Consider the following 26,175-nt stretch of genomic DNA (forward strand, 5'->3'; position numbering starts at 1 on the left):
GGGTTTTTTATTTGCACCATGTTGAAAATCAGGCGCACCTTTGCAGTGCGTCAATAGTCATGAAGTTGTATTCGGCGCATGATTTGATGGGTATTTCCGGGTGGCATGGAACCTGCTGAATCCGGAACAAGAGCTTCCTCAGCGACGAGTCCAAAATGAACTTCTATAACGAGATGTATGACGCCCAGTGCGGCGTCCGGGCGCACTACAAGGGGTACGAAGACTGGTTGAAGGCGACGCCGCCGGAGCGCATCGAGCGCAAGCGGGCGGAGGCCGATCTGGCCTTTCACCGGGTGGGCATTACCTTTGCGGTTTACGGCGAGGAAGCGGGCAAGGAGCGCCTGATTCCGTTCGACATCATTCCCCGGGTGATACCTTCGGCCGAGTGGAAGGCGCTCCAGGCCGGCCTGCGCCAGCGGGTCAAGGCACTCAACATGTTCCTGTGGGATGTCTACCACGATCAGGAGATTCTCAAGGCGGGGATCATCCCGGCCGAGCAGGTGCTGAACAATGCGCAGTACCGCCCGATCATGAAAGGGATCGATGTGCCGGGGCGGATTTACGCGCACATCACCGGTGTCGACATCGTGCGTGCCGGCGCTGGCGAGTTCTATGTGCTCGAAGACAACCTGCGGGTGCCGTCGGGTGTCTCGTACATGCTCGAAGACCGCAAGATGATGATGCGCCTGTTTCCGGAGCTGTTTGCCCGCCACAAGGTGGCACCGGTACAGCATTATCCGGACCTGCTGCTGGAGAAACTCCGTGCCGTCTCGCCCAATGGGATCGGCAACCCGACGGTGGTGGTCCTGACGCCCGGCGCCTACAACAGCGCCTATTTCGAACATACCTTCCTGGCCCAGCAGATGGGGGTGGAACTGGTCGAGGGGCGCGATCTCTTCGTCAAGGACGATGTCGTGTACATGCGGACGACACAGGGTCCGCAGCGCGTCGATGTCATTTACCGCCGTATCGACGACGACTTCCTCGATCCGCAGGTGTTCCGCGCCGATTCGGCCCTGGGCGTGCCCGGCCTGATGCAGGCTTACCGGGCCGGCAACGTCACGCTGGCCAACGCAGTCGGCACCGGTGTCGCCGACGACAAATCGATCTACCCCTATGTGCCCGACATGATCCGCTTCTACCTCGGCGAGGAACCGAAGCTGAACAATGTGCCGACCTACATGTGCCGCAAGCCGGACGACCTGAAATATGTGCTCGATCATCTGCCGGAACTCGTCGTGAAGGAGGTGCACGGTGCCGGTGGCTACGGCATGCTGGTCGGCCCGGCCGCGACGAAGGAGCAGATCGCGCACTTTCGCCAGTTGCTGATTGCGAAACCGGACGGCTACATCGCCCAGCCGACGCTGGCACTGTCCAACTGCCCGACTTTCGTCGAGGAAGGAATTGCACTGCGCCACCTGGATTTGCGCCCCTTCGTCCTGTCCTCGGGCGAGTGCGTCAACATGGTGCCCGGTGGCCTGACCCGTGTCGCGCTGACCAAGGGCTCGCTGGTCGTCAATTCGTCGCAGGGCGGCGGTACCAAGGACACCTGGGTTCTGGAGGATGAGTCATGCTGAGTCGTACTGCCGATCATTTGTTCTGGATGTCGCGCTATATCGAGCGCGCCGAGAATCTCGCCCGTCTGCTCGACGTGACTTACCAGATGTCGATGGTGCCGCAGTCCGAGGAGGCGGCCAACCAGAGCTGGAGTGCCATCATCGCGTTGAACAGCCTGGAGGAGGCGTATGCCGCCAAGTATTCCGCGGTCAACGGCGAGAACGTGCTGAAGTTCATGGTCAGCGACGCGGACAATTTCTCGTCCATCCATAGTTGCCTGCGCATGGCGCGGGAAAATGCCCATGCCGTGCGCGGTACGCTGACCACGGAAATGTGGGAGACCTTGAACTTTACCTGGCTGGAGGCACGGGGGCGCACCTTCGAGCAACTGAATGCAGGCGGTATCGGCGAATATTTCGAATGGGTCAAGACACGCTCCTCGCTGATGCGCGGTACGACGCTGGGCACGCTGCTGCAGGACGAGGCCTATCACTTCATCCGCCTCGGCACGCTGCTCGAACGAGCCGACAACACGGCGCGCATCCTCGATTTCAAATACCACGTGCTGCGCCCGCATGGCGACGAAGGGGCAACCGACTTCTACCAGTGGGCGGCGCTGCTGCGTTCGGTGTCGGCCTTCGAGGTCTATCGCAAGGTGTATCGCGATGTGATCACGCCGGACCGCGTGGCGGAGCTGCTGATCCTCAACAAGGACATGCCGCGTTCGCTGCATTTCTGCCTGAATGGCGTGATCAAGAATCTGGACCTGATCGCCAATCGGCAGTCGGGCGAAACCCTGCGTCAGGGTGGGTTGCTGCATGCCCAACTGCACTACGGGCGGATCGGCGACATTCTGGAGCACGGCCTGCACGAATGGCTGGAGGACTTCATGGACCGCATTTACTTGCTCGGCGACGGAATCAGCAAGGATTTCCTGGTCCCGATGGCCGAGGCGAGCTGATGCGGCAGGCATGACCTGGACGAGGCCCGGCTTGCTCGGGCCTTTTTCATGAGGGAGTGCGGCGTGGTTTATTTTCCGAAATACCAAAATGAATCCGGCAATGAACGGCGGCTGGCTTTAAACTGCGAACCTCGCGAACGCCAGCCGATGTTCGGTTGATCTTTGCTTTTCTCAAGGCCGTCCATGTACCCGATTCACGATCATGATCCGCTTCTCCTGCTTGCCACGGCACTCGCCGCCAAGCGCCGCCCAGCCGAACTGCCTGAAATCATGGCCGCCATCGACCTGATTCAGGGCAATATCCCGAACGAGGAAAAGCTCAGTGAAGCTTTCGTCCGCCTGGGCCAAAATGGTCTGCTGCTTGCGCTCGACGGCGGGGTGGCCTTGACCCCGGCAGCCGAGAGCCAGATCGAAGCCCTGCCGCGCAAGGGTGAGATGGCCGATCGCCTGAGCGCCTTGCGCAGCCTGCTGGCAGCCTATACGACCGCTGGCGATGCTGAAGCCGTGGCCATTCCGGCTGAACAGCTGCGCGCCGCCATGCTGGCCCATCGCGCGGCGGCGGCCGGCGGGGGCAAGAACCTGCTCGTGCCCAAACCGAAGCCGGAAGCCGCCAAGGCCCGTCCCGGCCAGCGCCAGCGCAAGCCGCTGCCCAAACAGCGCAAGCGCTGATTTCCCTCGCGAAAGGCAGCCTGCCGATTTAACCTCACCACGACCGGCGCGAATCCGGTTGGCTCAGGAATGGTCCAAGAACAACCGAACAACCCGCTGCATGGCGTGAAGCTGGAAATGATCCTGCAGCAGCTCGTCGCGCATTACGGCTGGGATGAACTGGGGCGGCAGATCGACATCCGCTGTTTCAACCACGAGCCGAGCATCGCCTCCAGTCTCAAGTTCCTGCGCCGTACACCGTGGGCAAGGGAGCGGGTCGAGTCGCTGTACCTTTACATGCTGCGCTCGGCTGCGCGCTGAGCGGGGGAGGGAAAGTACATGTCGCCATTGAAAGTCGTGCTGGTGCTGTGTACCGGGAATTCCTGCCGCTCCCAGATGGGCGAGGCGATCCTGAACCACGATCTGGCGGGCAGGGTACGCGCCCTGTCGGCGGGTACGCAGCCGCAAGCCAAGGTGGCGGACGGCGCGATAGAGGCTTTGCACCTGGCCGGCCTGCCGACCGATGGCCTGTTCCCGAAAGATGTGGAGAGCGTGATGGGGACGGCGATTGATCTGGTGGTCAGCGTCTGCGACAACGCCAAGGAAACCTGCCCGGTTTTTCCGTATCCGGTGCCGCGCATCCATGTTGGTTTTCACGATCCGCACGGAGAAAGCCTGGAAAGCTTCATTGCCGTGCGCGACGATATTCGTGCCCGGCTGGCTCCAGCTGTTCGCGTTGCCTTGGGGTTGTAGAAGCAGGCAGAAAAAAGCCCGCGTCAGGCGCGGGCTTCGGATGGCTGAAAAACAGCCGGATTACTTGCCGGAAGCCTTCTTGGCGGCCTTGACAGTGGCGCTGGTGGCGGCGGCGATGTTGCTCTGGGTCAGGTCGGTCACTTGCTGGGCGGCCTTGCGCATGTTGTCGAAGGCCGAGTTGGCGGCGGCGATGGCGCTTTGCACGGCAGCGACGGCAACGTCGGAGCCGGCCGGAGCGGACTTGGCGGCCTTTTCCAGCATGCCGGCAACGTTCTTCTGGAAGTCACCGAACTGGGCTTCGACCATCTTGGCCATTTGCTCTTGCATCTGGGCAGAGATTTCGTAAACCGATTTGCCGTAGGCGACAGCCTTCTCGACGCCGGGTTGAGCCAGCGAAGCCTGGATGGCGGCGACATCCTTGACGTCCTTGGCTGCCATCAGGGCCTTGGCATTGGCGGCGGAGTCTTCGAGCACCGAACGGGCGGTTTCGAGATTCAGGGTGGCGATACGCTCGGCAGAAGCCAGGGCGGTGTTGGCAACGGCCAGAAGGGAATCAACGGCAGCTTTGTTGGCGGCAGCGAACTGTTCGGGATTGATAGACATCGGAGGCTCCTTAAATTGGAAATTAATAATTACAACGGGTCGATTGTAACAATATTCAGTGGACATTGTTGCACCGCAGCATGCTGTATGGTTGATGTAAATCAAGTGCTGTCGCTTTTTTGTTGAATGTAGTGGCGAATTTCTAGCTTATGGAAATAAACAAGCGTTTGTTTCTCTGTGCGTGAAAGATGAAGGAGGGGTGGCTTGTGCCCCCTTCATGTTGCTGTGCAACACTGTAATGCCATCGTGCTGGATGCTGCCTTGTTTGCGCTGCCATTGCGATGATTAATTCAAGCCTCGTTTGTTGATTCCGGCGAGCCGAAAAGCGCGTCAGGAGTGCGAAATGCAGGCATCCCGATGCGGGAGACGGCGTTGTGCGGAATTCCGCACGATTTGGCTATGAAAATCCGGGTTTTCGCATTTGTTGGGCGTTGGCGCCCATTGAAATAACCGTCAATACAATGGGTTGCCGCCTTTTTCGTGCTGGCATGCCTCCTGCGATAGGTAATCGTCCGCCAAGCGGATCTGACTAAAACCCGGAGGAGCGTTCCATGCAAAAAAACATTCGTCTTGCCGTCCTGGCCAGCCTTGGCCTGACTACACCGTTTCTGACCCAAGCTCAGGCACCTGATGTCGTTCGACTCGGCAATCTGAAATTCGCCCATTACGGCGCGGTGTCGTACATGAAGGAAGCCTGCGGCAAGTACAACCTGAAGGTCGAGGAACGCATGTTCCCGAAGGGGCCGGACATCATGCCGGCGATTGTCGCCGGGGAGATCGACATTGCGGCGCTGGCCTCCGATGGCGCCATCTCCGGGCGGGCCAATGGCGTGCCGATCGTCACCGTAGCCGGCTTTGCCAAGGGCGGCGCGCGCATCGTCGCCGGCACCGACAGCGGCATCAAGTCGCTGCAGGACATGAAGGGCAAGAAGGTCGGGGTGACCCGCGGTGGCGCGCACGAGCTGCTGCTCTACGCCGAACTGGAAAAGGCCGGCCTGACCTGGTCGGACAAGCCGGGCAAGGACGTGCAGATCGTCTTCCTCGCCTTCGCCGATCTCAACCAGGCATTGGCTGCCAAGCAGATCGACGCCATGTGCCAGTCGGAGCCGCAGTCCTCGCAGGCGCTCAACAAGAAGTTCGGGGTCGAGATCATGAAGCCCTACACGACCAAGATGGGCGAGCCGGTGCGCCTGCTGGTCATGACTGAGAAGATGTACAACGAGAAGAAGGACGTTGCGCAGCGCCTGATGAAGTGTTTTGTCGAGACCACCACGCTGTTCAACAACGACACTGCGCTGGCCGAAAAATACGTGCGCGATCAGATGTTCAAGGGGCAGATCACCTCACAGGATTTCAGGGACGCGATGGACAACGCCGACTACACCTATGATGTTTCGCTGGAACATGTCGATATCACTACCGACTACATGAACAAGTATGGCGTCGGTCGCATGAGCAAGCCGCTGAAGGCCTCTGAGTGGGTGAAGCTTGACCTGCTGCAGAAGGCCAAGGCGGACCTGAAGGTGAAATGAGGTCATGATGCGCAAGATCAAAGACTTCGCCCACGGCGCGCTGGTTCCGGTTCTGGTGCTCATCCTCTGGGAAGCCTGCTCGCGGGCAGGCCTGTTCTCGGCGGTCGTGATGCCGGCGCCGTCGGCCGTTGCCGCCAAGTGGTGGGCCTACCTGCTGCCGGCGCAAGCCCAGGAAGCAGGGCAATCCTGGCTGGCCTGGGCCTTCTCCGGCGAACTGCTGCATGACGCCTACTCCAGCCTCTACCGCGTCATCGCCGGCTTCATCATCGGCGCCGGCCTGGCCCTGCCGCTCGGTCTGCTGATGGGCGCCAACACCCGCATCTACGCCCTGTTCAACCCGCTGATGCAAATCCTGCGGCCGATCCCGCCCATTGCCTACATCCCGCTCGCCATCCTGTGGTTCGGCCTGGGCAATCCCCCGTCCTTCTTCCTGATCGCCATCGGCGCCTTCTTCCCGGTCCTGATGAACACCATCGCCGGCGTGCGTCAGGTGGATGGCATCTACCTGCGGGCGGCACGCAACCTCGGCGTTGGACAATGGACCATGTTCACCCGCGTCATCCTCCCCGCCGCTACACCCTACATCCTCGCCGGCGTGCGCATCGGCATCGGCACCGCCTTCATCGTCGTCATCGTCTCCGAAATGATCGCCGTCAATGACGGACTGGGCTTTCGCATCCTCGAAGCCCGCGAATTCATGTGGTCCGACAAGATCATCGCCGGCATGATCACCATCGGTCTGCTTGGCCTGGCCATCGACACGGCGGTGAGCCGCCTCAACAACCACCTGCTGCGCTGGCACCGTGGCCTGGAGCACTAACATGAGCAGCCCCATCCTGATCGACAACGTGCAAAAAGTCTTCAAGACTCCTGGCGGCGACGTCGTGGCCCTCAAAGACATCAACCTCACCATCCAGCCCGGCGAATTCGTCTGCCTGCTCGGCCCCTCGGGCTGCGGCAAATCCACCCTGCTCAACGCCGTGGCCGGTTTCCAGGCGCCCTCCGACGGGCAGATCGTCATCGACCAGAAAGCCATCCGCTCCCCCGGCCCGGACCGCGGCATGGTCTTCCAGGAATACGCACTCTTCCCGTGGATGAGTGTGGCGCAGAACATCGCCTTCGGCCTCGAAGTACAGAAGAAGGAAAAAGCCGAGATCGGCCTCGTGGTCAATCAACTGCTCGACCTGCTGCACCTCAAGGACTTCCGCGACCGCTTCCCGAAAGACCTCTCCGGCGGCATGCGCCAGCGGGTGGCGATTGCCCGCGTGCTTGCGCTCGACTCGCCGATCATGCTGATGGACGAGCCGTTCGGCGCGCTCGACGCGCTGACCCGGCGCAACCTGCAGGACGAGCTGCTGCGCATCTGGGAAAAGCTGGGCAAGACCATCCTCTTCGTGACGCACTCGATCGAGGAGTCGATCTACCTGGCCGACCGCATCGTGGTGATGACCTACCGTCCCGGCACGGTGAAGCGGGACCAGATTGTGGCCATGCCGCGCCCGCGCGATCCGGCGTCGCCCGCGTTCAACGACCTCAAGCGCGAACTGGGGCGGCTGGTCATGGAAGAGCAGCAGCGTCATGCCGATGCCGAAATGAAGCTGGCGGCAGTCGACTGAGTACCTGCCAAACCGTTAGGATGACGGCGTGAATTCCCCGGACGCCGTCATCCGCCCATCCAGGTCCCTGTGGCTATCCGGGGCCGCCTTGCTCGCCTGCGTGCTGCTCGGCTGGCTGGCTTACCGCCTGCTGCTGAACAGCCACCTGGACAGCGAGCGGCATCTGGCGGCGCAGCGTCTCGATGCCTTCGCCCTGTCGCTCGAGGCGACGCTGGCCCGGCACGAATCGCTGCCCGGCTTGCTCGCGCTCGATCCCGCGCTGGCCGCATTGCTGCGCGAACCGGACAATCCCCGGCGGCAGGCGGCCGCCAATGCCTACCTCGAAGCCGCACAGCAGGGCGCCTCGGTTGCCGTGGCCTTTCTGATCGACGCCCGGGGCAACACCTTGGCCGCCAGCAACTGGCGCCTGCCGCGCAGTTTCGTGGGCCATAACTACGCTTTCCGTCCCTATTTCCGCGATGCGCTGGAAGGCGGGCTCGGCCGTTTCTATGGTATCGGCGTCACCACCGGCGAGCCGGGTTACTTCCTGGCGGCACCGGTCCGCGATCAGGGCCGGGCGCTGGGCGTCATCGTGCTCAAGGTCGGCCTGGAAGGCATGGAGCAGGCCCTGTCCGGCACGGGCGACACCCAGTTGCTGACCGACAGCGATGGCGTCGTCTTCCTGGCTTCGGAGCGCCGGTGGCGTTACCGTGCCCTCGCGCCGCTGCCGGAGGCGGTCAAGGCACGGCTGGAGGAAACCCAGCAATACGGCAGCCAGCCGGTTCCGCTGCTGGCAGACCAGCCCATCGGCATCACCGGGGGCGAACCCCGGCGTATCGCCCTGCCGGGCGGGACGCCGCGCGAAAGGATGATCCACGCCCGGCCGGTCGGCAGCCTGGGCTGGCAGATCGTCCAGTTCGGCGACACCGGCGAGGCGCGCGCCGTGGCGCTGGGCGGCGGCGTTGCCGTGGCGTTTGCCGTCGCCTTCCTGATCGGGCTGGCCGCCCACTTCCGGCATCGTCGCCAGCGCCGGGAAGAACTGCGGCGTTTCTATGCGGAGCTGGAGGAGCGCATCGCCGAGCGCACGGCCGACCTGACCGAACAGGTCGCCGCGCTGGAACGCACCAAGGCCATCCTGCGCGAGACCCGCGACGCCGCTGTGCAGGCAGGCAAGCTGACCACCTTGGGGCAGATGTCGGCCGGCATCAGCCATGAACTCAATCAGCCGCTGGCCGCCTTGCAGACTTTTGCCGACAACGCTTCAGCCTTGCTGGCGCGCGGTCGTACCGAGGAAGTCGCCGAAAACCTGCGGATGATTTCCGATCTGGTCGGCCGCACCGGACGCATCGTCCGCCAGCTCAAGACCTTCGCCCGCAAGGAGGCGGCGACGCCGCAGGCGGTGAGCGTAGCGCCGGCCATCGAACATGCCTTGCTGATCGTTGAGCCGCGCCGGCGCGAGATCGGCGCGCACATCGCCGTTGCCGCACCGCCTGCCGGCTTGTGTTGCCTGGCCGAAGCGGGCCGCCTGGAGCAGATTCTCGTGAACCTCTTGCGCAACGGCTTGGACGCCGTGGCTGGGCAGGCCCAACCGCTGCTCGATGTGTCCGTCGCGACCGAGGGTTCCTTGGTCTGCATCGCCTTGCATGACCACGGGCCGGGCCTCAGCGATGAGGCGCGCTCGCATCTGTTCGAGGCCTTCTACACCACCAAGCCGGCGGGCGAAGGCCTCGGGCTGGGGCTGGCCATTTCGCTTACCATTGCCGAAAGTTACGGCGGCACCCTGAGCGCCTACAACGCTCCGGAAGGCGGTGCCGTCTTTGCGCTCCGCTTGCCCGCTGCAGGAGAAAACCATGCCGCATCTGACGCTTGAATACACCCGCAACCTGGCCGACTTCGATCCGGCCCAGGCCCTCGCGGCACTTAACGAAGCCATGTTCGATTCCGGCCTGTTCGGCGAATCCGACATCAAGAGCCGGGCATGCGCACTGGACTGTCACCAGGTCGGCGTGCGCGACACGCCACGCGGCTTCGCGCATGTCGCCGTCGCCATGCTTTCCGGGCGCACCGACGAGGAACGCAAGGCGCTGGCCGACAGCCTGCTCGCCGCACTGGCGCCGCTCATCGCCGGGCATACGGTCGGCGAAGTGCAGCTGAGCGTCGAAACGACCGAACTGCACCGGCCGAGCTACGCCAAGGCGGTACTTCATGGCTGAGTCGCTCGTCTTCCTGGTCGAGGACGACGCGGCCGTCCGCAAGGGCTGCGAGCAGGCGTTGTCGCTGGCCGACATTGCCGTGCGCGGCTTTGCCGACGGCGAAGCCATGCTCGCCGCGCTGGCCGCCGGCAATCCGGCGCTGGTGGTCAGCGATGTGCGTCTGCCGGGCAAGGATGGACTGGAACTGCTGCGCGACGTCCGCCGCTTCGACCGCGAGTTGCCGGTGCTGTTGATGACCGGCCACGGCGACGTGGCGATGGCCGTCGAGGCCATGCGCGAAGGCGCCCACGACTTCATCGAAAAGCCCTTCCCGTCGGAGCGCCTGATTGCCGCCGTGCGCAGCGGGGTGGAAAAACGGGCGCTGATCGTCGAGAACCGCCTGCTCAAGGAGCGCCTCGCCGGGCAGGGCGAGGGCGGGGTGGCACGTATCGTCGGCCAGTCGCCGGCCATCCAGCACCTGCGCCAGCTGGTCGGTACCCTGGCGCCGACCGGGATCGATATCCTGCTCAACGGTGAGACCGGCAGCGGCAAGGAGGTCGTCGCCCGCGCCATTCACGACGCCAGCGGCCGGCGCGGCGCCTTCGTGGCGATCAATTGCGGCGCCCTGCCGGAAACGGTGTTCGAAAGCGAGTTGTTCGGCCATGAGGCGGGCGCCTTCACCGGCGCCGGCAAACGGCGCATCGGCCGTATCGAACATGCCGGCGGCGGTACGCTGTTCCTCGACGAAATCGAATCGATGCCGCTCAACCTGCAGGTCAAGCTGCTGCGCGTGCTGCAGGAACGCAGCGTCGAACGTCTGGGCAGCAATTCGGCCATTCCCGTCGATTGCCGCCTGGTCGCCGCCAGCAAGGCCGACCTCAAGGCGCTGTCCGATGCCGGGCAGTTCCGGGCCGACCTCTATTACCGGCTCAACGTCGTCAGCCTCGACCTGCCGCCACTACGCCAGCGTCGCCAGGACATCCCGCTGCTCATGGCGCATTTCCTGCACGAGGCCGCCGCCCGCTTCCAGCGCCCGTCGGCGACCTGGACACCGGCCGACCTCGCCCGCTGGTCGGCGCACGACTGGCCCGGCAATGTACGCGAACTGAAGAACGTGGCGGAACGTTGGGCGCTGGGCATGCCGGATGGGCTGGGTGGCAGTGTGCCGGCTGCCGGCGCGGTCGCGTCGCTGGCCGAGCAGGTCGATGCCGCCGAGCGACGCATTATCGAAGATGCCCTGGATCGGACCGGCGGCAACGTGGCGCGGGCCGCCGAACTGTTGCATACCCCCAAAAAAACCGTCTACGACAAGCTCACCCGCCATGGCATCGCACCGGAGAGCTTCCGGCAAGGGTGAAGCGAAAGACGCAGCCGGGTTTTGCGTGAGCCGGGCGTAACCATGGGGGCACGGGTTGTTGCCTTGAATGGAGAAAGCCGGCCATGCAGGTATGTCTGCATGGCCGGCTCTCGTCCCGGGCTTTGCCGGATGCCGTTTTGTACGAACGGTGGCGATTACAGCTGTTCGAGCATGTCGCGGCTGATCAGCTTGAGCACCTGCGGCGGTTGCTTGCCGATCAGGCGCACCAGATAGACCTCGTCGTTCGATTGCTTGATGCGGGCGACTGCCTCGGCTACCGGCAATTTCAGCAGATGGCCGAGGATCAGCGGGGTAACACCGCCGTGGCTGACCACCAGAACGCTGCCTTTGGCCTTGCCGTGGCGGATCTGGTCGATGGCCCTGGCTACGCGCTCGGCCTGGCTGTTCAACGATTCGCCGCTGTCCAGCGCGTCGTCCGGCTGGCTGCCGCGTGCCTTGAACTCGGCGGACATCGCCGCATCGCGCCCGTCTTCGTACATGCCCTCGAACTTGCCGAAGCTGCGTTCGGAGAGGGCCGCCAGCGGTGTGGCCTTGACCGCCGGCAGGGCCAGCGCGGCGGTTTCCCTGGCGCGGACGAGGCCGCTGCTATAGACCGCCGTGATAGGCACGCCGGCCAGCTTGTCGCCAAGCTGTCTGGCCTGCTGACGACCCGTGTCGTTGAGCGGGTTGTCGGTGCCGCCTTGCAGGCGCTTTTCCAGGTTCCAGTCGGTCTGGCCGTGGCGGGCGAGGTAGATGTCGAGCACCGGCGTGTCGGCCAGCGCCGTGCCGGCGGCGAGAGCCAGCACCAGCCAGAGGTGCTTGAGGGTTTGATTGATGCGCTTCATTTAGCGGGCCTTCAGCAGTTCGGGAACGTGCAGCAGGATGAATTCGTTGTCGTCCTGCAGGTTGGGCTGGCGGGCGGCCGAATACGGCAGGTTGTTGTCGTTGGCGACGACAATGTGCTCGGCGTCGACGACATCCACGTCCTCGATGGTGACGAAGGGGAAGGTGAACTTGCCGTCCTTGCCGCCGCGCCGGGCGACCCGCTTCGGATCGTCAATGTTCAGCAGATCGATGTGGCCGATCTTCCTGACGAAGCCTTCGCTGTCGGCATCCTTCAGGCTGATCTTGTAGATGCGCTTGAACTTGGCCGGCACATTCTGGCAGTCCGGGCGGGCCGGGCCGTTGCAGGCGTGCTCGGGCAGGCCTTCGCCGTTGTCGCGCTCGATGATCAGGCCGGTATCGGCGTCGATCATGTTGAAGTCGCCGATATTGTTGCCGTTCTGCTCAACCTGGTATTTCCACGAGCGGCCGGTCCATTCGCCCTTGGCGACATTGAATTCGAGGATGCGCAGGTAGTCGCGGCCATCCTTCTGTTCCCACTTCTTGTCGTCGGCGTTCCACAGCGGGCCTTCGAGCAGCGGGTAGAGAAACTGGCCGTCCTTCGACGCGGCCATGCCCTCGTAGCCGCGCGAACGGCGCACCGTGGTGGCGAAATTGCCGGGCGTGGACGGGGTGGTCACCGAGAAATGGTCGGGTGCCTTCAGCGTCTTGCCGTCGAGTTTTGTTTCGAACACGGCCAGCACCTTGCCCTGGCGGTCGGTCTTGATCAGGTAGGGGCCGAGTTCGTCGCCGAACCACATGGCATCGCCGATCGGCTGGATCGACTCGATGTCGAAATCGGCACCGGTCAGGTAGCGCTGCTTGGTACCTTCATTGACGATCAGGAAAGGCACCTTGCGCTCCGGGTCGTGCAGGAACGCGGTGTTTTGCAGCGTGACGCCGCCTTTCTGCCAATCAGCCCTGACGCGGTGGAACATCAGCATGGCGTCGGCGCTGTTGTTCCTGGCGCCGTAGCCGTTGTCCTGCAGCACCCAGAACGTGCCGTCGGCGTTGGTTTTGATGCCCGAAAAGCCTTGTACCGGCTGATTCTTGAACGGCAATGCGATATTGGTCGGGCGCGGCGTGCCCTTGTCGGAGAGGTAGGAATTCCCCGGCAGGCTGCCCACTGCATCGATCCGCTTGCTATCCGGGCCGGTGTACTTGCCGGAAACCTTGAGGCTCTCGGGCGCATCCTTCGGCGGTGCGAGGAAAGTCTTGGCCGGCAACACGGCATGGCCGACCAGCGTGGCAGGGAAGGCCTGGTCGGCCATCGCGCCGGTCATGTTGAGTGAAGCCAGGATGGCCAGGGCAATGTTCTTTTTCATGGTTGGGGCTGTGGGGTTGAACGGACCGACAGCGTAGAAGCCGCGTATTTCGTCGCGGTTAAGCCAGTCTTGCAGGAATGTTTCATCAAGCCTGCCATTGGTTCGGGATCGACGGCCTATCCACTTTGTGCCGGCAACTCGATACCATGCTTGGCAACATGACGACACCCCCCTCCATCCAACCCGGATCACCCGATGCCCAGCCGACCGATGTCAGCTTCCGGCAGGCCTTCCTGTTCTGGCTGAAGCTCGGTTTCATCAGCTTTGGCGGCCCCGCCGGGCAGATCGCGATCATGCATCAGGAGCTGGTGGAGCGCCGGCGCTGGATTTCCGAGCGCCGCTTCCTGCATGCGCTGAACTACTGCATGGTGCTGCCGGGGCCGGAGGCGCAGCAGCTGGCGACCTACATCGGCTGGCTGATGCACCGGACCGCGGGCGGCATCGTCGCCGGCGGCCTGTTCGTGCTGCCCTCGCTGTTAATCCTGATCGGGCTGTCGTGGGTCTACATCGCGTTCGGCGACATGCCGCTGGTGGCCGGCCTGTTCTACGGCATCAAGCCGGCGGTGACTGCCATCGTCGTCCAGGCGGCGCATCGCATTGGATCGCGTGTGCTGAAGAACAGCCTGCTGTGGGCGATTGCCGCCGCCTCCTTCGTCGCCATCTTTGCCGCCAATGTGCCGTTCCCGGTCATCGTCGCTGCGGCTGCGGTGGCAGGTTATTTCGGCGGGCGCAGCGCACCGGACAAGTTCAAGGCCGGCGGTGGGCATGGCAAGGCGGAAAAGTCCTTCGGCCGGGCGCTGATTGACGACGATACGCCGACGCCCGAGCATGCCCGGTTTACCTGGGGCAAGCTGGGCAGGGTTGCGCTGATCGGCAGCCTGCTGTGGCTGGTGCCCATGGGGCTGCTGACCACCCGTTACGGCTGGGACCATACGCTGACCCAGATGGGCTGGTTCTTCACCAAGGCGGCGCTGCTGACTTTCGGCGGCGCCTATGCGGTGCTGCCTTATGTCTACCAGGGGGCGGTGGGCAGTTACGGCTGGCTGACGCCGACGCAGATGATCGATGGCCTGGCGCTCGGCGAAACGACGCCGGGGCCGCTGATCATGGTCGTTGCCTTCGTCGGTTTCGTCGGCGGCTACGTCAAGGCGGTCTTCGGACCGGACAGCCTGTTCATGGCCGGTGCGGTGGCGGCCATGCTGGTCACCTGGTTCACCTTCCTGCCGTCTTTCATTTTCATCCTGATGGGTGGTCCGTTCATCGAGACGACCCATAACGACCTGAAATTCACCGCACCGCTGACCGCCATTACTGCAGCGGTGGTTGGCGTCATCGTCAACCTGGCGCTGTTCTTCGGTTACCACGTGCTGTGGCCGAAGGGATTTGACGGTTCGTTCGAGTGGGTGTCGGCGCTCATCGCCGTGGGGGCGGCCATTGCGCTGTTCCGCTTCAAGGCCGGCGTCATCCAGGTGATTGCCGGCTGCGCGGTTATCGGCTTCCTGAGCAAGGCATTCCTCGCGTGAGCCGGTCGAGACCGGCGGAGCGATTCACGCGCCGGTTTCTCCCGATTTGCCGCCGCCCTAGCCGCCTTGTGTCTTGGCCCGCGCACTGTGCAGCTTTTTGTAGCTGTCGATCAAGCGCTGGTGGCGCTCCAGCCCTTCCAGCTTCATGCTCGTCGGCGTCAAGCCGTGGAAGCGCACGCTGCCGTCTACCGAGCCGATCGCCGCATCCATGCACCGGTCGCCGAACATGCGCCGGAAATTGGCTTCGTAATCGTCGAGCGCCAGCCCGTCGTCGAGCACCACTTCAAGCACCACGTTCAGGGCTTGATAGAACAAGCCGCGTTCGACGGTATTCTCGTTGTATTGCAGGTAAGCCTCGACCAGTTCCTTGGCCGTGTCGAGCCGCTGCAGGGCCAGGTTGATCAACAGCTTCAATTCGAGAATCGTCAGCTGGCCCCAGTTCGTGTTCTCGTCGAATTCAACGCCGATCAGGGTGATGATGTCCGTGTAGTCGTCGATTTCGCTGTCTTCCAGGCGTTCGAGCAGTGCTTCCAGCGCGGCATCGTCGAGGCGGTGCAGGTTGAGGATGTCTTCACGGAAGGCCAGCGCCTTGTTGGTGTTGTCCCAGATCAGGTCCTCGACCGGGTAGATCTCGGAGTAACCCGGTACCAGGATGCGGCAGGCGGTGGCGCCGAGTTGGTCGTAGACCGCCATGTACACTTCCTTGCCCATGGCTTCGAGAATGCCGAACAGGGTAGCCGCTTCGTCGGCATTGGAATTTTCGCCTTGGCCGGAGAAATCCCATTCGACGAAGTCGTAGTCGGCCTTGGCGCTGAAGAAGCGCCACGACACCACACCGCTCGAATCGATGAAGTGTTCGACGAAATTGTTCGGCTCGGTGACGGCATTGCTCTCGAAGGTCGGCCGCGGCAGGTCGTTGAGGCCTTCGAAGCTGCGGCCCTGCAGCAGTTCGGTGAGGCTGCGTTCGAGCGCAACTTCCAGGCTCGGATGCGCGCCGAAAGAGGCGAAGACGCCGCCGGTGCACGGGTTCATCAGGGTGACGCACATTACCGGGAACTGGCCGCCGAGCGAGGCGTCCTTGACCAGCACCGGGAAGCCCTGGTTTTCCAGTTCGGTAATGCCAGCGACGATGCCCGGATATTTGGCCAGCACTTCGGCCGGCACATCGGGCAGCGCGATTTCGCCTTCGAGGATTTCGCGCTTGACGGCCCGCTCGAAGATTTCCGACAGGCACTGCACCTGCGCCTCGACCAGCGTGTTGCCGGCGCTCATGCCGTTGCTGAGGAAGAGGTTGTCGATCAGGTTGGTCGGGAAATACACCGTCTCGCCGTCCGACTGGCGCACATAGGGCAGCGCGCAGATGCCACGTTCGGTGTTGCCGGAATTGGTGTCGAACAGGTGCGAGGCGCGCAGCTCGCCGTCCGGGTTGTAGATGTCGAGGCAGTACTCGTCGAGCAGGCCCTTGGGCAGTGCATCCTTCTTGCCCGGCTTGAACCAGCGCTCCTCCGGGTAATGCACGAAGGGCGCGTTGGCGATCTCCGGGCCCCAGTAGTTGTCGTTGTAGAAATGGTTGCAGCTCGCCCGCTCGATGTACTCGCCGAGCGCCGAAGCCAGTGCGCTTTCCTTGGTTGCGCCCTTGCCGTTGGTGAAGCACATCGGTGAGTGGGCATCGCGGATGTGCAGCGACCAGACGTTGGGCACCAGGTTGCGCCAGGAGGCGATCTCGATCTTGATGCCCAGCCCGGCGAGCAGGCCGGACATGTTGGCGATGGTCTGCTCGAGCGGCAGGTCCTTGCCGGCGATGAAGGTCTGGGTGCCGGCCTCCGGGTTGATGGTCAGCAGCGCCTGTGCATCGGCATCGAGGTTCTCGACTTCCTCGATGATGAATTCCGGCCCGGTCTGCACCACCTTCTTGACGGTACAGCGGTCGATGGAGCGCAAAATGCCCAGCCGATCCTTGGCCGAAATGTCCGGCGGCAGCTCGACCTGGATCTTGAAGGTCTGCTTGTAGCGATTTTCCGGATCGACGATGTTGTTCTGCGACAACCGGATGTGTTCGGTCGGGATGTTGCGCGTGTCGCAGTAGAGCTTGACGAAGTAGGCCGCGCACAAGGCCGACGAGGCGAGGAAGTAATCGAACGGCCCCGGCGCCGAGCCGTCGCCCTTGTAGCGGATGGGCTGGTCGGCGATCACCGTGAAGTCGTCGAATTTGGCTTCCTGGCGAAGCTTGTCGAGAAAATTGACCTTGATTTCCATGCGAGGATTCCAGAGAGGGTTCAAAACGAATCGGCCGCTATTATCGGAGTTTCCAGCTGGAAAAGCCCGGCTTCTCCGCTGTGGGAGGGGGCGGAGATATGTTCGTTTCTCGGTGCCTTGGCGGCCGTTTGCCAAACTGGGCGCTCGGAACATCCGGAAAATCCGGGCAATTCACTTGTTTGAGGGTTCCCGGCGAGGCTAGAATATGCGGATTGGCAGCATCGTAAGAAACTGTACGCGCTGGCCTGAATCTATTTCATAGGCTGAGTATGTTGGAGAGTGTAGCAATCCGATAACGCAGTCCCGAACCCCGGGCTGTCTGTTATCGCCATGCAGGATGAGTAGCGATCACCCCTTGGGGGCGATCGCTGTCGTGTATTTGATTGCTTTCAGACTCTCCAATAATGAACCTTTCAAGGCCAGAGCAGAGGACCCTTCACGTCCTCGCAAAAGGCGGCTGCATTGCGCATAGGCGCGATGACAGGGGCCGCATCTCCTCAGTCGATTGTTACACCCGCGACGGTTTGCTTTTGACGGACTGTACGCTTTCCGTCTTCCAGAAGTTGCGAGGCAAACGCCTCATCAGCTCAAAAAACGGGCTGCCCTACCGGATCAACGCAACCGGTCTTCGCGCGGTTCGACCGCAACTCGACAATCAATGACACAACGGGCACGGCCACGCCGTGGCCGGCTGTCCTCACTAACTTGGATATCGACATGAATATCACTATCGGAAACGAATACCAGGCAGACCCTCATGCTGGGGAAATAAAAATCAGGCTTGAAAACGAAGACGACCGCTACCCGGTTGAGGTGCTGACCCGCGAAGCCTTCTGGAATCTGTACAGGCCGGGTTGCGATGAGCATTACACCGCGCACGTGATCCGCAGTCACGAGGACTTTCTGCCAGACCTGACTTTTGTCGCAGAGGTGGATATGCAGATCGTTGGCAGCATCATGTTCACCCGCTCATGGGTGATCGACGAACTGGGCAAGAAAGTCGAGACGGCTACCTTCGGGCCATTGTGCGTGCATCCGGCATGGCAGCGGCGGGGCGTGGGTTCGGCGCTGATCGAACACGCCCGGAAACTGGCGGCGCAGAAAGGGTATCCGGCTATCCTTATCCTGGGCGACCCCCACAATTACTGTAGGCATGGCTTCAGGACGGGAAAGGATATGGGGGTCAGCATGCTTGACGGGAGGTATCCCCTCGGGTTGCTGGTACTCGAACTGCGCCCTGGATTTTTTGCCTCCGGCCAACCGTGGAAACTCCAGACCAGTGCGGCGTATGAGTTTGAAACCGCTCAGGTGGAAGCGTATGACGCACGCTTCCCGCCCAAGGAGAAGAAGTTCCAGTATTCGCAGGAACTGTTTTCCATGCTGGTGCGAGCGGTGGTGGAGTGACGGGGGGCAGGGGTGAGAAATCACGTGTCCGCCACGGTTCTTCGTAGCGCTTGGATCGTTCGCAGCGGAAAAGAAAAAGCCACGGCGTACCGTGGCTTTCGATGACTTTGAGCCGGGCGCTCAGCGGTCGAAGTTCTTTTTCTTGAAACTGCGTTCGCCGTCAAATTTCCGCTCGCCGCCGCCAAACTTGCGTTCTCCGCCGAAACTGCCCCCCGGGCGGCCTTCGTCGATGCGCAGGTTGATCGGCACGCCACGGATGCGGGTGCGCTTCAGGGCGTTGGCCGCTTCGGCGGGCATGCCGCCCGGCAGTTCGACCGTGCTTGATTCCTCGTACAGCCCGATGCGGCCGATGAAGCGGCTCTCGATGCCGGCTTCGTTGGCGATGGCGCCGACGATGTCGCGCACTTCGACGCCATGCTCACGACCCACGTCTATGCGGTAACGCACCATGTCGCCAGCCGGCGCCGGACGCGGCGGGCGCTCGCTGCGCGGCGGGCGGTCTTCGAAACGGGGACGCTCGCTGCGTTCGCCACGATCTTCAAAGCGCGGCTTGCGCTGTTCGCGCTCGCCGAACACGCCCGGACGGCTGTCCCGCGGTGCCGGTGCGGGGCGCGGGTCTTCGCCGGCGATCTGCAGCGGCTTGCCTTCCTGGGCCATCATGGCCAGGGCCGCAGCGACTTCCTCGGCGCCGACGTTCTGCTCCTCGGCAATCTGCGAGACGATGTTGGCGAAGAATTCGAGCCCTTCAGCATTGAGGACTTCGGCAACCTTGGCCTTGAAGTCGGCAACGCGCTTGTTGGTCACGTCGGCGCGGCTTGGCAGGGTCAGCGGCGCGATCGGCTGGCGGGTGGCGCGCTCGATGGTGCGCAGCATGCGGATTTCGCGCGGCGCGACGAACAGGATGGCATTGCCGTTGCGGCCGGCGCGGCCGGTGCGGCCGATACGGTGCACATAGGCTTCGGTATCGTACGGAATGTCGTAGTTGACCACGTGGCTGACGCGCGGCACGTCAATGCCGCGGGCGGCAACGTCGGTGGCTATGACGATGTCCAGGGCGCCGGACTTCAATTGCTCGATGACGCGTTCGCGCATCTGCTGGTTGAGGTCGCCGTTCAGAGCGGCGGCGGCGTAGCCGCGGGCGTTCAGCTTGTCGGCCAGTTCGACGGTGGCCGTCTTGGTGCGCACGAAGATGATGGCGGCGTCGAAATCGTCCTCGACTTCGAGGATGCGGGTCAGCGCATCCAGCTTGTGCATGCCGCTGACCTGCCAGTAAACCTGACGGATGGCGGCGACGGTGGCGGTGGCCGACTTGATCTTGATTTCGCGCGGCTCGACCAGGTATTTCTGGGCGACGCGGCGAATCTGTTCCGGCATGGTGGCCGAGAACAGGGCGGTCTGGTGCTGTTCCGGGGTCCGCTCGAGAATCCACTCGACATCGTCGATGAAGCCCATGCGCAGCATTTCGTCGGCTTCGTCGAGCACCATGGTGCGCAGGTTGTCGAGGTTGAGCGTCTTGCGCTCCAAGTGGTCCATGACGCGACCCGGCGTACCGACGATGACGTGAGCGCCACGGGCCAGCTGCTTGAGCTGGATGGTGTAGCTCTGGCCGCCGTAGATCGGCAGCACATGGAAGCCGGGCAGATTCTTGGCATAGCTTTGCAGCGCCTCGGCAACCTGGATGGCCAGTTCGCGCGTCGGCGTCAGGATCAGGGCCTGCGGCTTGGCGACCTTGATGTCGATCTGTTCCATCAACGGCAGTGCGAAGGCGGCGGTCTTGCCGGTGCCGGTCTGCGCCATGCCCAGGATGTCATGGCCATCGAGCAGGATGGGGATGCACTGTGCCTGGATGGGGGAGGGGGTTTCGTAACCGATTTCGCTGAGCGTCTTGAGGAGCGACTCGCTCAAGCCGAGATCGGCAAAGCTTTCGACGGAAGTCGACATATGCTGTTTCCTTTCATCGTCGCCCTGGAAGTTGTTCTGGGTGGCGACGGATTGGCCCGATGGTCGGGCGGCCTGGGTGACCCCGACGCAGCCATGCCGGGGAATGAATCAATGGGGTGAATCCTGCACAAGAACCTACAAAACCGGGGGCTGCTCGGAATGACTGCGGGCGAAACATCAACGCATTGAACTGATTATTCTACACTTTTTCCGCGAGAGCCGCCAGTTCGGCGGCGCTGAAGCCAGCTTGCAGGCGCGCTGATTCGTTCATTGGCAGGATGGGGCGGGGGGCTTTGAAGGTGCTCAGCAGTTCGCGATAGGTGCTTTCCGGCTCGATACCCCGGTCGGCACACAGGCGGCGGAACCAGCGGTCGCCGAGGCCGACGTGGCCGATTTCATCGCGCAGGATGATGTCGAGCACACGGGCGCTGGCGTCGTCGCCAGCCTGTTCGAGGCGGCGCTGGATGGGCGGTGTCGCATCCAGTCCCCGCGCTTCGAGCAGCCGGGGCACCAGGGCCATCCGGGCCAACGGGTCGTCGCTTGTTTTCATGGCCATTTCCCACAGGCCGGCATGCGCCGGAAAGTCGCCGTAGTCGTAACCCAAACTGTTCAGGCGTTCGCGCAGGATGGTGAAATGGTAGGCCTCCTCGGCGGCAACGCCGATCCAGTCGGCGTAGTATTCCTCAGGCAGGCCACGGAAGCGTGCGGCGTGATCGAGAGCCAGGTTGATGGCCGAAAACTCGATATGCACGATGGCGTGCAGCAGCCGGGCGCGGCCTTCCTGCGTCTGCGGGCTGCGCTGCGGAACCAGCTTGGGCGGGACGAGCTCCGGCTTCTCCGGAATGCCGCAGCGCAGTTCGACCCTGTCGGCATCCCGCCAGTCCAGGCGAGCATTGGACCAGTCGTCAGCCAGCGCGGCGGTGAGCGCGAGTTTTTGGTCGATGTCGGCGGTGGCCAGCGCTTCGGCCAGCCGCAGGAACAGTGATTCCATCAGGGGGCGGGGTTGGTGTATTGCAGATGGATGGCGTCAATGGCCGTCAGGATCTCGTCGGAGAGCGGCGTCAGCGTGGCCGGCAGGGTTTCCTGCAGCTGGGCCAGTGACGAGGCACCAATGATGGTACTGGCGACGAACCAGCGGGAGCGCACGAAGCCGAGTGCCAATTGCGTGGGTGTCAGGTTGTGCTGGCGGGCCAATGCGACGTAGGCGGCCACGGCGGAGGCGACGTTCGGCTTGGCGTAGCGCTGGCCGAAGAAGGGCCACTGTGTCAGGCGCCCGGGGGCGGCCGGGTCGGCCAGGTATTTTCCGGTCAGGTGGCCGAAGGCAAGTGGTGAGTACGCGAGCAGGCTGATCTGCTCGCGATGGGATATCTCGGTCAGGCCGCTTTCGAACGTTCGGTTGAGCAAGTGGTATGCATTCTGCGTCGACACGATGCGCGGCAAGCCCAGCTCATCGGCAAGGCGCACGAACTGCATGAGGCCCCAGGCGTGTTCGTTCGAGACGCCGACGTAGCGCACTTTGCCTTCGCGTACCAGCTCCCCCAGCGCTTCAAGTTGTTCGCGGATGGGCGTGCCGCCGCGCTCGGCTTGCGGGTCGAACTGCCATTGCCCGAACATCGGCTGGTTGCGTTCCGGCCAGTGGAGTTGGTAGAGGTCGATGTAATCCGTTTGCAGGCGGCGCAGCGAGCCTTCGATGGCGGCGCGGATGTTGGCCCGGTCCATGGCTTGCGGGCCATTGCGGATCCAGGTCAGGCTGCGCGCCGGACCGGCAACCTTGGTGGCCAGGATGATCTTGTCGCGCGTCTGGTGCTTGAGCCAGTTGCCGACGATGGTTTCGGTCGCCCCGTAGGTTTCGGCGCGCGACGGCACCGCATACATCTCGGCCGTGTCGATGAAATTGACCCCCTGTGCCAGGGCAAGGTCGAGTTGGGCATGGGCATCAACCTCGGTCGTTTGCTCGCCGAAGGTCATCGTGCCAAGGCAGATTTCCGGAACGATCAGGTCGGATCCGCCAAGGGGGCGGTGCTGAAGCGCAGTCATGAGTGTCTCCAATAATCAGGGGTGGCCGCAGAGGACGCCGTAGATCAGAATGGGGCGTTCGAAAACCGGATCGTAGCCTGCCGGGACAATGGCCAGCCGGTGTTCGGCCGGGTTGTCGCAGTGTTGGAGCACCCATTGGGCGGCTTCTGCAAAGGCGTCGTCGAAGCTGGCGAACAGCGCATCGAGCCCCTTTGTCCGAATGGGAAGCAGTCTGCCCGAGCGGCGATCGAGCAGCAGGTCCGAATCAAGCTGCTGGACCGCATAGCCGGCCGGATGGCGGGGCAGGGGCAGGGCCGACAGTTCGAAGCGGTCGCCAAATGTGTCGGCAGATAGGTGGTTTCCGGGCATGCTCCATTTTATATCCACCAATTGGTCTTAGTCAGCGTTCGTCAAGGAAGGTTCAGGTCGGCATGCTAGAATGACGGACTGTAACAATCACTTAACGGAACTGTCATGTTCGGTCGCTTGATGCCCAAGGAGGGCAAGTATTTCGATCTTTTCAACGCTCATGCCGAGCTGATCACGCAAGGAGGCAAAGCCTTGTCGAATTTGATCGGTGCGCTGGTCGACCAGCCTGATCAGGCTGGTCGTTTTGCCGAGGAGATCGATAATCTGGAGCGCAAGGCCGACGACATCACCCACGACACCCTGTCGCAATTGCATACCTCATTCATCACGCCGTTCGATCGCGACGAAATCCATCAATTGATCAGCGGCATGGACGATATCCTGGACATCATTCAGGATGTGGCGGAATCGATGTCCTTGTACGATATCCGCAGGGTGCCGCCGGAGGCCAAGGAAATGGCTGAAGTGACCGAAAAGTGCTGCCGTGCGGTCGAGTCGGTCGTCAAGTTGTTGCACAGCATGGATAACGCACCGGCAATCCTCAAGTTCTGCCACGAAATCGACGAGCTCGAATCGGAGGCCGACCGTGGTCTGCGCAGTCTCATGTCCAAGCTTTTCCGCGAGGAGCCCGATGTCCGTGAGGTCATCAAGCTCAAGCAGATTTACGAGATTCTCGAATCGGTTACCGATCGCTGCAAGGACGTGGCCGGCACCGTCGAAGCCATCGTTCTCGAAAACTCCTGATCGGGTAGCGCGGCATGGATACCGTGCAAGTCAGTATCTGGGTTGTCGGAACCCTGGTGTTTGTAGCCTTGCTGTTCGATTTCATGAACGGCTTTCACGATGCAGCCAATTCGATTGCGACCATCGTCTCGACCCGGGTTCTCAAGCCGCATCATGCAGTCATTTGGGCTGCGGCATTCAACTTCCTTGCGTATTTCCTGTTCCAGCTGAAGGTCGCCTCGACCATTGGCAAGGGGACCATCGATCCGGCGATCGTCGACTACTACGTCGTCTTTGGCGCTCTGGTCGGGGCCATTGTTTGGAACATCATCACCTGGTACTACGGCATCCCTTCTTCCTCGTCGCATGCGCTGGTCGGCGGTCTGGTCGGTGCCGCGGTTTCAAAAGCCGGTTTTGATGGTCTGATTACGGCCGGCGTGCTCAAAATCGTGGCCTTCATCTTCGTCGCGCCTTTCCTCGGTTTCGTCATGGGCGGTCTGTTGATGGTCATTGTTTCGTGGATATGCCGGAAAATGGCGCCGCGCAAGGTGGATAAGCATTTCCGCCGGTTCCAGCTGATCTCGGCGGCCGCTTACAGCTTGGGCCATGGCGGCAACGATGCGCAGAAAACCATCGGCATCATCTGGATGCTGCTGATTGCGACCGGCTACTCCCATACGTCCGATCACATTCCCGGCTGGATCGTTTTGGCCTGTTATTCGGCCATGGGTCTGGGTACGATGTTTGGTGGGTGGCGTATCGTCAAGACCATGGGCAACCGTATCACCAAGCTCAATCAGGCGCGCGGCTTTTGTGCCAATAGCGGTGGTGCGATTACCCTGTTCCTGGCAACGGCTTTTGGTATTCCGGTTTCCACAACGCACACCATTACCGGTGCCATTGCTGGCGTAGGCTCGACGCGCGGTGCCCGTCGTGTACGCTGGGGGGTTGCCGGCGGCATCGTCTGGGCATGGATTCTGACCATCCCGTGCAGCGCTGCCATGGCGGCAATCGCCTGGTATCTCGGCACCCTGGTGCTTTGATTCTTCGTTGGGCTCTGTTTTTGGCCCTGCTCGCGTCGCTGGCAGGGTTGATCTGGCGGTTCCCCGTGCTTTGGGAGCTTGCCCTGGCGGGGCTGATCGGTGGTATCTACTGGATTTTTTTCCGCATCCCGCCGCGCAACGGCGATTAGGCCGGGATGTCCGGAACCAGCATCTGCTCCAGCTGCAGGATGCGGTCTTTCAGCAGTAGTTTTCTTTTCTTCAGGCGCCGGACAAGCAAGTCGTCCGGGGGCGGGCTCTCGATCAGGTGGGAAATCACCAAGTCGAGGTCGCGATGCTCGACTTGTAGCTCATGCAGTTGGTTTCGAAGCTCGTTGATTTCGGTTTCGTTCAGCGGATGAAGTGACATATTCGGCTCCTGACGGCTTCCTTTGTTTTGCTAGAATACCTCGAACAAATCAACGGAGGAGAGAGAGATGCAGCACCATGTAATTGTGTCATTCGGAAGAGACAGAGAGTTCGAATTCAAATTTTCCGGTGGCGCGGCGCCCGATGAGGCGCGGAAGTGGTTCGATCATGAGTTTCGTGTTCTGGAATGCGATGTTGCAACGCCGACGGGGAAAATTCTTGCGGTCGATCGCATTCTTAGCGTCGCCAAGTATGCGGGTGAAAGCCGTTTTCAGCAGCAAAGCGCCTGGGCGGATCAATTTGCCAAATTCACCGCTGCCTTGCTGGGGCGCGATCTGATCCGCGTTGATGTCGAGCACTACAGCATCGGGTACTGATGAACAAGGCGTTTGTGCGTGAAAGCGAAGGCGATGATGAAGATCTGCTCGAACCATCGCTGAAGCTCCCTCCTGGTACACGCAACTACATTACCCCGGCCGGGCACGCCCGGCTTAGGGATGAGTTGGAAAGCCTCGTTAAGCGTGAGCGTCCTCACGTTGTCGAAATTGTGGCTTGGGCTGCATCCAATGGCGACCGCTCGGAAAATGGCGACTATATATATGGCAAACGTCGCCTCAGGGAAATTGATCGACGCATTCGTTTCCTGAGCAAGCGCCTCGATATTGCCGAAATCGTCGATCCTCTCCGGCAAGGGGACAATGATCAGATTTTTTTTGGTGCTCGCGTCACCATTGTCGATCAGGACGCTCAGGAAAATACGTACACCATCGTCGGTGTCGACGAAGCCGAAGTATCGCGCGGGCGTATCAGCTGGATATCTCCCTTGGCGCGTGCCTTGCTGAAGGCAAGGGAAGGAGATTCGATCCGCTTCCAGAGTCCAGTCGGCATACGCGAACTGGAGATTCTTGAAGTGATGTATCTGTCCATTGATTAGATATATAGGTGGTAGGTTTAAAAATTTGGTGCAGGGTATTGACGGTGGTTTTTGAATCTATATAATGCGCACCTCTTCTGCAGCGGCGGGTGTTTTCGGCGGTGCGGGAGGTCAGGCAGAAAGTGAGTTGATTGAAAAATAAATTCACGAAGAGCTTGACGGGAGTTGGGAAGTGCTTCATAATCTCGCTTCTCT

At 62.0% G+C, this 26,175-nt stretch carries 27 protein-coding genes; 18 read left to right on the top strand and 9 right to left on the bottom strand.

The features are described 5' to 3' along the window. The first annotated feature begins 155 nt into the window (after nucleotides 1-155). The 5 genes from F1002_RS13565 (at nucleotide 156) to F1002_RS13585 (ending at nucleotide 3,919) form a co-directional block, all read left to right on the top strand. Nucleotides 156-1,577, top strand: coding sequence for a circularly permuted type 2 ATP-grasp protein (locus F1002_RS13565; protein ID WP_150429573.1), 1,422 nt, complete (start codon nucleotides 156-158; stop codon nucleotides 1,575-1,577). Further along, nucleotides 1,571-2,518, top strand: a complete 948-nt coding sequence (locus F1002_RS13570; RefSeq protein WP_150429574.1) for an alpha-E domain-containing protein — start codon at nucleotides 1,571-1,573, stop codon at nucleotides 2,516-2,518. The genes F1002_RS13565 and F1002_RS13570 overlap by 7 nt, the downstream gene beginning before the upstream one ends. A gap of 183 nt (nucleotides 2,519-2,701) precedes the next feature. After that, nucleotides 2,702-3,187: a hypothetical protein gene (locus F1002_RS13575; protein ID WP_150429575.1), complete on the top strand. Its 486-nt coding sequence runs from the start codon at nucleotides 2,702-2,704 to the stop codon at nucleotides 3,185-3,187. 69 nt (nucleotides 3,188-3,256) lie between these two features. Next, complete coding sequence (locus tag F1002_RS13580) at nucleotides 3,257-3,487, top strand: VF530 family DNA-binding protein (protein ID WP_150429576.1); 231 nt, start codon at nucleotides 3,257-3,259, stop codon at nucleotides 3,485-3,487. Nucleotides 3,488-3,505: 18 nt separating this feature from the next. Then, on the top strand, nucleotides 3,506-3,919 hold the full coding sequence (locus tag F1002_RS13585; protein ID WP_150429577.1) for an arsenate reductase ArsC: 414 nt from the start codon (nucleotides 3,506-3,508) through the stop codon (nucleotides 3,917-3,919). Between the two features lie 60 nt (nucleotides 3,920-3,979). Here F1002_RS13585 and F1002_RS13590 read toward each other — a convergent pair whose 3' ends face one another. After that, a complete protein-coding gene (locus tag F1002_RS13590) occupies nucleotides 3,980-4,522 on the bottom strand; it encodes a phasin family protein (protein ID WP_150429578.1) in 543 nt (180 codons plus the stop codon). A gap of 551 nt (nucleotides 4,523-5,073) precedes the next feature. Between F1002_RS13590 and F1002_RS13595 the strand changes: the two genes are divergently transcribed. Genes F1002_RS13595 through F1002_RS13620 form a run of 6 tightly spaced genes read left to right on the top strand, consistent with a single transcriptional unit; the run spans nucleotide 5,074 to nucleotide 11,198 of the window. Continuing rightward, complete coding sequence (locus F1002_RS13595) at nucleotides 5,074-6,054, top strand: ABC transporter substrate-binding protein (protein WP_150429579.1); 981 nt, start codon at nucleotides 5,074-5,076, stop codon at nucleotides 6,052-6,054. Nucleotides 6,055-6,058: 4 nt separating this feature from the next. Beyond that, nucleotides 6,059-6,874 (top strand): ABC transporter permease, encoded by an 816-nt coding sequence (locus tag F1002_RS13600; protein WP_191090409.1) that lies wholly within the window; start codon nucleotides 6,059-6,061, stop codon nucleotides 6,872-6,874. Between the two features lies 1 nt (nucleotide 6,875). Continuing rightward, nucleotides 6,876-7,670 (top strand): ABC transporter ATP-binding protein, encoded by a 795-nt coding sequence (locus F1002_RS13605; protein ID WP_150429580.1) that lies wholly within the window; start codon nucleotides 6,876-6,878, stop codon nucleotides 7,668-7,670. A 28-nt stretch (nucleotides 7,671-7,698) separates the two neighbouring features. Continuing rightward, nucleotides 7,699-9,519 (top strand): ATP-binding protein, encoded by a 1,821-nt coding sequence (locus F1002_RS13610; protein WP_223879601.1) that lies wholly within the window; start codon nucleotides 7,699-7,701, stop codon nucleotides 9,517-9,519. After that, on the top strand, nucleotides 9,500-9,862 hold the full coding sequence (locus F1002_RS13615; protein WP_150429581.1) for a 5-carboxymethyl-2-hydroxymuconate Delta-isomerase: 363 nt from the start codon (nucleotides 9,500-9,502) through the stop codon (nucleotides 9,860-9,862). Before F1002_RS13610 ends, F1002_RS13615 begins: the two co-directional genes overlap by 20 nt. Continuing rightward, a complete protein-coding gene (locus F1002_RS13620) occupies nucleotides 9,855-11,198 on the top strand; it encodes a sigma-54 dependent transcriptional regulator (RefSeq protein WP_150429582.1) in 1,344 nt (447 codons plus the stop codon). Before F1002_RS13615 ends, F1002_RS13620 begins: the two co-directional genes overlap by 8 nt. A 155-nt stretch (nucleotides 11,199-11,353) precedes the next feature. Here F1002_RS13620 and F1002_RS13625 read toward each other — a convergent pair whose 3' ends face one another. Continuing rightward, complete coding sequence (locus tag F1002_RS13625) at nucleotides 11,354-12,043, bottom strand: histidine phosphatase family protein (RefSeq protein WP_150429583.1); 690 nt, start codon at nucleotides 12,041-12,043, stop codon at nucleotides 11,354-11,356. Next, nucleotides 12,044-13,405 (bottom strand): esterase-like activity of phytase family protein, encoded by a 1,362-nt coding sequence (locus tag F1002_RS13630; protein WP_150429584.1) that lies wholly within the window; start codon nucleotides 13,403-13,405, stop codon nucleotides 12,044-12,046. A 158-nt stretch (nucleotides 13,406-13,563) separates the two neighbouring features. Between F1002_RS13630 and chrA the strand changes: the two genes are divergently transcribed. Beyond that, nucleotides 13,564-14,928: a chromate efflux transporter gene (chrA, locus tag F1002_RS13635; RefSeq protein ID WP_150429619.1), complete on the top strand. Its 1,365-nt coding sequence runs from the start codon at nucleotides 13,564-13,566 to the stop codon at nucleotides 14,926-14,928. Nucleotides 14,929-14,985: 57 nt separating this feature from the next. Here the strand turns inward: chrA and F1002_RS13640 are convergent, their stop codons facing one another. After that, nucleotides 14,986-17,184, bottom strand: coding sequence for an OsmC domain/YcaO domain-containing protein (locus F1002_RS13640; protein ID WP_150429585.1), 2,199 nt, complete (start codon nucleotides 17,182-17,184; stop codon nucleotides 14,986-14,988). A 404-nt stretch (nucleotides 17,185-17,588) separates the two neighbouring features. Between F1002_RS13640 and F1002_RS13645 the strand changes: the two genes are divergently transcribed. Together F1002_RS13645 and F1002_RS13650 are read left to right on the top strand one after the other, a co-directional pair. Then, nucleotides 17,589-17,846, top strand: coding sequence for a YjhX family toxin (locus F1002_RS13645; protein WP_150429586.1), 258 nt, complete (start codon nucleotides 17,589-17,591; stop codon nucleotides 17,844-17,846). Between the two features lie 55 nt (nucleotides 17,847-17,901). Next, nucleotides 17,902-18,588, top strand: a complete 687-nt coding sequence (locus tag F1002_RS13650; RefSeq protein WP_223879602.1) for a GNAT family N-acetyltransferase — start codon at nucleotides 17,902-17,904, stop codon at nucleotides 18,586-18,588. A 120-nt stretch (nucleotides 18,589-18,708) separates the two neighbouring features. On the opposite strand, the gene F1002_RS13655 is transcribed toward F1002_RS13650, so the two are convergent. The 4 genes from F1002_RS13655 to F1002_RS13670 all read right to left on the bottom strand — a co-directional run bounded on the left by F1002_RS13655 (nucleotide 18,709) and on the right by F1002_RS13670 (nucleotide 22,914). Next, nucleotides 18,709-20,529, bottom strand: coding sequence for a DEAD/DEAH box helicase (locus F1002_RS13655; protein WP_150429587.1), 1,821 nt, complete (start codon nucleotides 20,527-20,529; stop codon nucleotides 18,709-18,711). Between the two features lie 199 nt (nucleotides 20,530-20,728). Further along, the gene (locus F1002_RS13660; RefSeq protein ID WP_150429588.1) at nucleotides 20,729-21,520 is read right to left on the bottom strand and encodes a ferritin-like domain-containing protein; all 792 of its coding nucleotides are present in this window, start codon (nucleotides 21,518-21,520) and stop codon (nucleotides 20,729-20,731) included. Next, nucleotides 21,520-22,566 (bottom strand): aldo/keto reductase, encoded by a 1,047-nt coding sequence (locus F1002_RS13665; RefSeq protein WP_150429589.1) that lies wholly within the window; start codon nucleotides 22,564-22,566, stop codon nucleotides 21,520-21,522. The genes F1002_RS13660 and F1002_RS13665 overlap by 1 nt, the downstream gene beginning before the upstream one ends. A 15-nt stretch (nucleotides 22,567-22,581) precedes the next feature. After that, nucleotides 22,582-22,914, bottom strand: coding sequence for a hypothetical protein (locus F1002_RS13670; protein WP_150429590.1), 333 nt, complete (start codon nucleotides 22,912-22,914; stop codon nucleotides 22,582-22,584). 105 nt (nucleotides 22,915-23,019) lie between these two features. On the opposite strand from F1002_RS13670, the gene F1002_RS13675 reads away from it, so the two are divergent. Both F1002_RS13675 and F1002_RS13680 read left to right on the top strand, forming a co-directional pair. Next, nucleotides 23,020-23,658, top strand: coding sequence for a DUF47 domain-containing protein (locus F1002_RS13675; RefSeq protein ID WP_150429591.1), 639 nt, complete (start codon nucleotides 23,020-23,022; stop codon nucleotides 23,656-23,658). A 14-nt stretch (nucleotides 23,659-23,672) separates the two neighbouring features. Next, a complete protein-coding gene (locus F1002_RS13680) occupies nucleotides 23,673-24,680 on the top strand; it encodes an inorganic phosphate transporter (protein WP_150429592.1) in 1,008 nt (335 codons plus the stop codon). Between the two features lie 145 nt (nucleotides 24,681-24,825). On the opposite strand, the gene F1002_RS13685 is transcribed toward F1002_RS13680, so the two are convergent. Further along, nucleotides 24,826-25,047, bottom strand: a complete 222-nt coding sequence (locus F1002_RS13685) for a YdcH family protein (protein WP_150429593.1) — start codon at nucleotides 25,045-25,047, stop codon at nucleotides 24,826-24,828. 67 nt (nucleotides 25,048-25,114) lie between these two features. On the opposite strand from F1002_RS13685, the gene F1002_RS13690 reads away from it, so the two are divergent. Beyond that, a complete protein-coding gene (locus F1002_RS13690; RefSeq protein WP_150429594.1) occupies nucleotides 25,115-25,423 on the top strand; it encodes a hypothetical protein in 309 nt (102 codons plus the stop codon). After that, on the top strand, nucleotides 25,423-25,980 hold the full coding sequence (greB, locus tag F1002_RS13695) for a transcription elongation factor GreB (protein ID WP_150429595.1): 558 nt from the start codon (nucleotides 25,423-25,425) through the stop codon (nucleotides 25,978-25,980). Before F1002_RS13690 ends, greB begins: the two co-directional genes overlap by 1 nt. Nucleotides 25,981-26,175 lie beyond the last annotated feature (195 nt).

The organism is Dechloromonas sp. CZR5 (genome assembly GCF_008711155.1).
In the GTDB taxonomy this organism is placed as follows: domain Bacteria; phylum Pseudomonadota; class Gammaproteobacteria; order Burkholderiales; family Rhodocyclaceae; genus Azonexus.

What these genes read in the sequence shown, in the direction of transcription:
- F1002_RS13565 (WP_150429573.1), top strand. Translation starts at nt 156, where the DNA reads ATGAACTTCTATAACGAGATGTATGACGCCCAGTGCGGCGTCCGGGCG.
- F1002_RS13570 (WP_150429574.1), top strand. Translation starts at nt 1,571, where the DNA reads ATGCTGAGTCGTACTGCCGATCATTTGTTCTGGATGTCGCGCTATATC.
- F1002_RS13575 (WP_150429575.1), top strand. Translation starts at nt 2,702, where the DNA reads ATGTACCCGATTCACGATCATGATCCGCTTCTCCTGCTTGCCACGGCA.
- F1002_RS13580 (WP_150429576.1), top strand. Translation starts at nt 3,257, where the DNA reads ATGGTCCAAGAACAACCGAACAACCCGCTGCATGGCGTGAAGCTGGAA.
- F1002_RS13585 (WP_150429577.1), top strand. Translation starts at nt 3,506, where the DNA reads ATGTCGCCATTGAAAGTCGTGCTGGTGCTGTGTACCGGGAATTCCTGC.
- F1002_RS13590 (WP_150429578.1), bottom strand. Translation starts at nt 4,522, where the DNA reads ATGTCTATCAATCCCGAACAGTTCGCTGCCGCCAACAAAGCTGCCGTT.
- F1002_RS13595 (WP_150429579.1), top strand. Translation starts at nt 5,074, where the DNA reads ATGCAAAAAAACATTCGTCTTGCCGTCCTGGCCAGCCTTGGCCTGACT.
- F1002_RS13600 (WP_191090409.1), top strand. Translation starts at nt 6,059, where the DNA reads ATGATGCGCAAGATCAAAGACTTCGCCCACGGCGCGCTGGTTCCGGTT.
- F1002_RS13605 (WP_150429580.1), top strand. Translation starts at nt 6,876, where the DNA reads ATGAGCAGCCCCATCCTGATCGACAACGTGCAAAAAGTCTTCAAGACT.
- F1002_RS13615 (WP_150429581.1), top strand. Translation starts at nt 9,500, where the DNA reads ATGCCGCATCTGACGCTTGAATACACCCGCAACCTGGCCGACTTCGAT.
- F1002_RS13620 (WP_150429582.1), top strand. Translation starts at nt 9,855, where the DNA reads ATGGCTGAGTCGCTCGTCTTCCTGGTCGAGGACGACGCGGCCGTCCGC.
- F1002_RS13625 (WP_150429583.1), bottom strand. Translation starts at nt 12,043, where the DNA reads ATGAAGCGCATCAATCAAACCCTCAAGCACCTCTGGCTGGTGCTGGCT.
- F1002_RS13630 (WP_150429584.1), bottom strand. Translation starts at nt 13,405, where the DNA reads ATGAAAAAGAACATTGCCCTGGCCATCCTGGCTTCACTCAACATGACC.
- chrA (WP_150429619.1), top strand. Translation starts at nt 13,564, where the DNA reads ATGACGACACCCCCCTCCATCCAACCCGGATCACCCGATGCCCAGCCG.
- F1002_RS13640 (WP_150429585.1), bottom strand. Translation starts at nt 17,184, where the DNA reads ATGGAAATCAAGGTCAATTTTCTCGACAAGCTTCGCCAGGAAGCCAAA.
- F1002_RS13645 (WP_150429586.1), top strand. Translation starts at nt 17,589, where the DNA reads ATGAACCTTTCAAGGCCAGAGCAGAGGACCCTTCACGTCCTCGCAAAA.
- F1002_RS13650 (WP_223879602.1), top strand. Translation starts at nt 17,902, where the DNA reads ATGAATATCACTATCGGAAACGAATACCAGGCAGACCCTCATGCTGGG.
- F1002_RS13655 (WP_150429587.1), bottom strand. Translation starts at nt 20,529, where the DNA reads ATGTCGACTTCCGTCGAAAGCTTTGCCGATCTCGGCTTGAGCGAGTCG.
- F1002_RS13660 (WP_150429588.1), bottom strand. Translation starts at nt 21,520, where the DNA reads ATGGAATCACTGTTCCTGCGGCTGGCCGAAGCGCTGGCCACCGCCGAC.
- F1002_RS13665 (WP_150429589.1), bottom strand. Translation starts at nt 22,566, where the DNA reads ATGACTGCGCTTCAGCACCGCCCCCTTGGCGGATCCGACCTGATCGTT.
- F1002_RS13670 (WP_150429590.1), bottom strand. Translation starts at nt 22,914, where the DNA reads ATGCCCGGAAACCACCTATCTGCCGACACATTTGGCGACCGCTTCGAA.
- F1002_RS13675 (WP_150429591.1), top strand. Translation starts at nt 23,020, where the DNA reads ATGTTCGGTCGCTTGATGCCCAAGGAGGGCAAGTATTTCGATCTTTTC.
- F1002_RS13680 (WP_150429592.1), top strand. Translation starts at nt 23,673, where the DNA reads ATGGATACCGTGCAAGTCAGTATCTGGGTTGTCGGAACCCTGGTGTTT.
- F1002_RS13685 (WP_150429593.1), bottom strand. Translation starts at nt 25,047, where the DNA reads ATGTCACTTCATCCGCTGAACGAAACCGAAATCAACGAGCTTCGAAAC.
- F1002_RS13690 (WP_150429594.1), top strand. Translation starts at nt 25,115, where the DNA reads ATGCAGCACCATGTAATTGTGTCATTCGGAAGAGACAGAGAGTTCGAA.
- greB (WP_150429595.1), top strand. Translation starts at nt 25,423, where the DNA reads ATGAACAAGGCGTTTGTGCGTGAAAGCGAAGGCGATGATGAAGATCTG.